The organism is Endozoicomonas sp. SESOKO3 (genome assembly GCF_024606255.1).
Map to the genome: position 1 here is coordinate 1 of NZ_JAHHPR010000508.1, position 5,661 is coordinate 5,661.

Genomic DNA, 5,661 nt, shown 5'->3' on the forward strand with positions numbered 1-5,661 from the left:
TACCGCCGTCGCGTGTTTTGGCAAAGTGTGAGTAACGCTCAACTTCTCTGAATTGAATCACCTCACCTCTACCAATCCCGGGAAAAACAATTTCAAACGTCTGTTCATCGATGGGGTAAAAGTAATTGAATGTGAGCCTTTTTCCCGTTTCTGAGCTGACTATTGAGGCCAGCGAAGCGATCAGAACACAATCTGGAAAATACCCCTGCAGTAGATTATCCGCAGTAACACTGGTCAGACCGTGGGGAAAAAGTCGTCTATAGCTCTCGGCAAACAGTTGCCGTTCGGGCTTTGCAAGCCAGGCATCCCAGAAGATGTTGTCTTTCTCGTGGTGATACTTTGAGACTCGCCCCGACAGTTCAGCCAGCTCAATGCTCTCCCTGTTTAATGAGGCAGTGACAGGGTTTTGCCATGACTCGAAATTAACAAGGTAAAGCCTGATGGTTTGATAAAGGTCTTTGTTCAGATACGGTGCATGGTAGCCCTCAATAAGCTCATCATAAGAAAGCAAGCCATCCAAGTCTTTATCAAGTGCACCTGCCAGCTCTGGGTAGTAGCGGTATGCCGACGGATAGCCGGGTGAGAATTCCCCGCCAAAAACCTGGACAGAAAAAAATAGCAGACTCGTCAGTAATAAATGGTGTAATCGATTCATAGCACTTTGACTCCTCTGAAAAGCACCTTGAGTAGCAAGTCAGGTATTGCGATACCGCTCGTTATTAATTAGACGCCAGAAGGTTCCGAAGAGTTCATTTATAGGTCAGAGAAATGGACACCCTTGTTAGCAGAATCCGTCTGGTAAGTACTTTGCCAGTGTGCTGGTTGATAATGGGATTATCGGTATCGTCCCTGCAATGATTGAAAGAGAAAACACGTTTGGCTCTTCTATTTTGATTGTCTGGAACTAGTTGCACTTTGTGTTGTCCAAGATGACATTGACAATATTAAATTAAATTCAATTAAACTCAGAGAGGTACAAATTATGCAACCTGTTAATTCCCAATCAACACTGCAACAGAACAGCTCGATCAGGCAGGAGCTATCTGTCCAGTCAACAGAAAGCTCAGGAAGGGCTGAAAACGGAAGGGCTGTAAACAGCTGGTTTGGCGCTATCTATAACGGTTTCTTCCGCGCTATTGGCTACGGAGAAACGGGTACAGTGACTGCTGCAGCAGCGCTTTCGGAAAGGACAATCGCTTCTTCTGTCTCCGGCAGCTCCGCACACACGGGCTCCAAACTGACAGCCGATTCACAACCAGTAAGTCCGATGGAACTAACAGAGGTTTTACCTGCTCTGGCAGAGGCCATAGATGCAAAAGATGCCGCCCGGGTAAAATCATTGCTGGCATCGCTGAAACTGTCATCTCCGGATCAAGCTGCGCAATTAGCCAAAGATAACCTTAAAACCATTTTGCAGGATAATTATCCATCTATTCGTAAAATACCCGAAAAAGAGTACGTAAAGCTGAAAAAGCTTATCGACTCTTTGGTGACCAGCTGTGGCAATGGTGGTAATGCACTGGCGAATTCAGCTCTGAATCTTTTTGTCGTCCGGGGAGATTTGCCACATGCCCAGTATTTTAAAAATAAACATCAGGCAACTCTGGAAGCAAATCATTTTCAGGTAGCCCTCGCTAAACTGGTCCAGAATGAAGCGCCATACACTAAACATACCGACGAACCTCACGGACACTACTTTCATGACCACGGCAAAGCGATACTGGCCCTGGCAAATATGCAAGATCATCAAACCATGGAGATTGCCAGGAAAACGCTCGCTGACGGGCTGGAAAAATGCCTGGGAGACTCCAAATGGCTGCGAAAACTGGACGAAAGAGATTTTGAGGATATTGGGAAGTGTTTTATGGAATTTTTCAAATTCGGCATCAAGGATGCAGAGCTGGCTTACTCCCTCCTGAATCTCTTGGTTACCAGGGGTCATTTCACTTGGGCGGAGAAATGGGCGAATGAATGGGATAAAGAAATTGCATCGGTCAGTATCCGCCTTAACGACAAGGATCTTTGCAAAGCCCTCAGGGATCCATTTTACCGGGGCTCTGTCGTGAAACTGCTAGAACAGGGATATCCCGGGGCAGCTGACCATCAGATAATTAAAGACACCGTTCTGGATATTTTGCAACAAACTCTGGTCGATGTTGATCGCATGGAACCTCACAAGATTGTAGGTTTCGAGAGTTTCATCCGGTGTTATACCTGTCTGCTTTCCGGACCGGTCAAAGACAAATTGTTCCTGCTCAACCCGCTCATTGACTTTTGTGTTCGTGCGGAAAGAATTGAACTGGCAGAAAGGCTGAAAACAATTTTTAAGGTGTGTTACCTTGAGCCACAGGCCTTCGAGAATGCTTGTGAAAAACTGGAGCAGTCTTCAACCGATGAATTACAGAAATCAATGACGCTAAAAGCGTTATCGGATCTGGCCGACCCTACCAAGATCAAGATCGATTAAGCCTTTGGTCTTGATCTTGGGCTGAGCCAATGTCTTGTTGATAGCCAGGGCAACAAAACTGAAAACCCTGGTATTCCGGAGACTTTATTGGCTCGGCTGGCAAGTTCATGACGTGGTACAATCACCGTTCCAAGTGAAAAACTGTAAACCATAGAACAGACAAACCGCACATGACCCCCACGATTGAACTTGCCATAGATCTGATTCAGCGTCCCTCCGTCACTCCCGAAGATGAGGGCTGTCAGGATCTGATGATCAGCCGCCTGGAACCACTGGGTTTCAAAGTAGAGAAACTGCGGTTTGGCGACGTCGAAAACATCTGGCTTCGCAGGGGAGACACTGCGCCGGTACTGGCATTTGCCGGTCATACCGACGTTGTCCCCACGGGTCCTGTAGAAAAGTGGGATAACCCTCCCTTTTCTCCCTTTGTCGATGAAAAAGGCATGTTGCAGGGACGTGGTTCAGCCGATATGAAAGGCAGTCTGGCTGCCATGGTGACAGCCTGTGAGACTTTTGTTGCTGGAAACCCTGACCATAAAGGCTCTATCGCTTTCCTGATTACCAGCGATGAAGAGGGCCCTGCCCGGCATGGAACCGTAAAAGTCATTGAGTACCTGGAAGCCCGTAACGAAAAGATAGACTGGTGCATCGTAGGCGAACCCTCCAGCACCCATCAGGTGGGCGATATCATCAAAAATGGACGCCGCGGCTCAATGCACGGTCACTTGGTAATTCATGGTATTCAAGGACACGTCGCTTACCCACATCTGGCGAGAAACCCGGTTCATGAAGTGGCATTGGCGCTATCAGAGTTGACTGGCGAAGAGTGGGACCAGGGTAATGAGTTCTTCCCGCCCACCAGCTTCCAGATCTGGCATATTCATGCCGGAGAAGGTGCCAGCAATGTGATTCCCGGAAAGTGCGAAGTCAACTTTAACTTCCGTTTTTCTCCCGAAGTCACTGATAAAGCGCTGCAAGAAAGAGTGCTGGCCATTCTGGATAGACATGACCTTGAATACGATATTGAATGGCATGTCAGCGGCCAGCCATTCCTTACCCGCCCCGGTGCACTGGTAAATGCCGCCAAAGCATCCATCAAAGCTGAAACCGGCCTGGATGCTGAGCTGTCGACCTCCGGTGGTACCTCCGATGGCCGCTTCATAGCGCCAACCGGTGCCCAGGTGGTTGAGCTGGGGCCGGTCAATAAAACCATCCATAAAGTAAATGAATGCATCAAAGCCGGTGACCTTAATCATCTCGACAGGATTTATCAGGGCATCCTGAAGCGACTCCTGACGTAAATTTATGCTCCATTTATAACGCTATAACCCTCTATGAATAACATTGAAGATATTGAAATCTATGCCAAAGACCTGAGCCTGGAGATGATCCGGAAATGGCTCAGAGCTCATTTTGATACTCTTGAAGTGCTGAGTAGCGGCAAGAAAGTTCACGACTTTTTGCTGCATGGCGAGGAAGGATCAGCACCCGTCATGATTGTTGAGGGCGCTGTTGGCAAAGCCTGGACCAGCATCTGGTTCAAAGCCAATAAAACCCCATGGAGTGATGACATGGCCTGTGCCAGAAGCCTGAACCAGTTTGCCAAATGCCGGGTGAGAGCCAATGCGGCCCCCTGGTCAGACGGTGAAGATATGGATGAATGGTGGCAGATGACGGAAACAGGTGAAGAAAGCACAGTTTCCTGGCCAAATGCCCTCTGACATCTTATTGCCGCCAGAGAAGCTACTCAGCATCTCTGGTTTTTACCCATGGCTTTCCCTGTCAGGAAAGAATAATTGCCTTACGGGCGTGCTTTCAATCCGGCAAATATACACTTTCTTCTTTGCGCCACTGCCTCTATTCAAGCTAGAATCCACCGGTAGCCATTTACCCTCTTGATTTCAGGCCGCAGCCAGCCCAATGCACAAACCCAATACTCTCAGTCGCGTTTTGTTTCATAGCTTGAGAAAGCTGTTATTCATCTGGGTCAGAACAACAGTTCATAACAACACTACAGAAAGTCTTGGGATTCAACCAGACAAGACTGTCTGCTACGTACTTCGTAACCGCTCCCTGTCTGATCTGATGGTGGTTGAGCAGGAGTGTCGAAAAGCCGGTCTTCCTCGTCCCTATGCGTTTATTCACAAAGAGTGCAAGAACGGTGATCAAGCCTATTTTTACCTGACTCAACAACGAGGTGTTTTGCTTCAGCGAGAGCATCCGGAAACGGCAGATACACTGGCAAACCTGCTCAAGGAAACCGAGGAGCATCCCGACCGGGACGTACAGTTGGTTCCTGTTAGTATTTTCTGGGGACGGGCTCCGGATAAAGAGCAGTCCGCCCTGAAACTCCTTTTTGACTGGAACTTCAGTCTGGGAGGGCGCTTCAGAAAGTTTATGGCCATCCTGCTTCATGGCAGACAGACCATGGTTCACTTTAACCCGGCCATGTCCCTGAGAGACATGGTGGATGAAGGTCAGGAACATACCCGCACACTACGCAAGGTGGGTCGAATTCTCAGGGTACACTTTCGTCAGCTCAGGGAGTCTGTCATTGGTCCTGATCTCTCTCACCGGAGAATACTGGTCAATGGTCTGCTCCATACTCCACAGATTCGCAAAGCCATAGAGACCGAAGCCGCCGCCCAGGAAATCACCCTGATTGAGGCTGAAAACAAGGCTCGGCAGTACGCCAATGAAATCGCATCTGACTATTCTTATCCGGTCCTCAGATTCCTGGATATTCTATTGACCTGGTTCTGGAACAAACTCTACGACGGCCTGTCGATCAATAACATTGAACCGATCAAAGCACTTTCCCGGAAGCACAGTATTGTTTACGTGCCCTGTCACCGCAGCCATATCGACTACCTGCTGCTTTCCTATGCTCTTTACTATGAGGGACTGACGCCTCCCCATATTGCTGCCGGTATCAACCTGAATATGCCCATCGTGGGTACCATTCTCCGTAAAGGTGGGGCTTTCTTCATGAGAAGAACCTTCAGAGGCAACCCCCTTTACAGTGCCGTCTTTCATGAATACATGCATACCCTGTCCAGTCGCGGATTCCCCATTGAATATTTTGTTGAGGGCGGCCGCTCCAGAACCGGTCGGACTCTGAACCCGAAAACCGGCATGCTCTCTATCAGCATGAGAAGCTACCTTAGAGATAATCGCAAGCCCATAGTGTTTGT

At 48.5% G+C, this 5,661-nt stretch carries 5 protein-coding genes; 4 read left to right on the forward strand and 1 reads right to left on the reverse strand.

What is annotated here, in order from left to right:
• The coding region (locus KDK18_RS08810; protein ID WP_257254531.1) for a hypothetical protein at positions 1-655 on the reverse strand (655 nt) is incomplete at its 3' end.
• Between the two features lie 327 nt (positions 656-982).
• On the opposite strand from KDK18_RS08810, the gene KDK18_RS08815 reads away from it, so the two are divergent.
• The 4 genes from KDK18_RS08815 to KDK18_RS08830 all read left to right on the forward strand — a co-directional run.
• Complete coding sequence (locus KDK18_RS08815) at positions 983-2,467, forward strand: hypothetical protein (RefSeq protein ID WP_257254532.1); 1,485 nt, start codon at positions 983-985, stop codon at positions 2,465-2,467.
• A gap of 170 nt (positions 2,468-2,637) precedes the next feature.
• Positions 2,638-3,768, forward strand: coding sequence for a succinyl-diaminopimelate desuccinylase (gene dapE, locus KDK18_RS08820; RefSeq protein WP_257254533.1), 1,131 nt, complete (start codon positions 2,638-2,640; stop codon positions 3,766-3,768).
• 33 nt (positions 3,769-3,801) lie between these two features.
• The gene (locus tag KDK18_RS08825) at positions 3,802-4,188 is read left to right on the forward strand and encodes a hypothetical protein (protein WP_257254534.1); all 387 of its coding nucleotides are present in this window, start codon (positions 3,802-3,804) and stop codon (positions 4,186-4,188) included.
• 199 nt (positions 4,189-4,387) lie between these two features.
• The coding region (locus KDK18_RS08830) for a 1-acyl-sn-glycerol-3-phosphate acyltransferase (RefSeq protein WP_257254535.1) at positions 4,388-5,661 on the forward strand (1,274 nt) is incomplete at its 3' end.

What these genes read in the sequence shown, in the direction of transcription:
- KDK18_RS08815 (WP_257254532.1), top strand. Translation starts at nt 983, where the DNA reads ATGCAACCTGTTAATTCCCAATCAACACTGCAACAGAACAGCTCGATC.
- dapE (WP_257254533.1), top strand. Translation starts at nt 2,638, where the DNA reads ATGACCCCCACGATTGAACTTGCCATAGATCTGATTCAGCGTCCCTCC.
- KDK18_RS08825 (WP_257254534.1), top strand. Translation starts at nt 3,802, where the DNA reads ATGAATAACATTGAAGATATTGAAATCTATGCCAAAGACCTGAGCCTG.